The organism is Chromobacterium sp. CCUG 76385 (genome assembly GCF_059916625.1).
Genome location: NZ_JAUCGU010000076.1, coordinates 1 through 620 on the forward strand (window position 1 = coordinate 1; position 620 = coordinate 620).

Genomic DNA, 620 nt, shown 5'->3' on the forward strand with positions numbered 1-620 from the left:
CCCCTGGCCCGTTTGCGCCAGGCCGAGCGCTGGCTCGACTATGGCGCAGCCCTGATTCAGGGGCTGACAGTCCGTGCCGCCGCACAGCAGTGCGGCGTGAGCAAAAACACAGCCTTTCTGTGGCGGCACCGTTTCCTGCGGATGGCGGCCACCCATCAGGCCACGCAGGAGCGTGGCGTGGTGGAGGTGGATGAAACCTTCTTTCTCGAATCATTTAAAGGACAGCGCCAGCTACCGCGCCCACCCCGCCAGCGTGGTGGTGTGGGTGCCACCCGCGGTACTGGCAAAGACCAGATTCCGGTGATGGTGGTACGTGACCGGGAGGGACATACCGCGGACTTCAAGCTGGACAAACTGGATGCCGGCCATGTGCAAGCTGCGCTAGAGCCGTTGGTGGATGTGGAGGCGGTACTGTGTACGGATGGCGCAGCGGTATACAGCGCCTTTGCCCGACGACAGGGCATTACGCATGAAGTGGTGCGGGCCAAGCCGGGAAAACGCGTGCGTGCAGGGGCTTTCCACATCCAGAACGTGAATGCCTATCACAGTCGGCTGAAGGCATGGATGGCGCGCTTTCATGGGGTTGCGACCAAATATCTGGTCAATTACCTGGGATGGCG

General features: G+C 61.9%; 1 protein-coding gene. It reads left to right on the plus strand.

Annotation, left to right across the window (positions count from 1 at the left end; translation table 11 throughout):
• Nucleotides 1–620, plus strand: a 620-nt coding sequence (locus QUG01_RS19940; RefSeq protein WP_500831609.1) for an IS1595 family transposase, incomplete at both ends; no start/stop codon positions are given.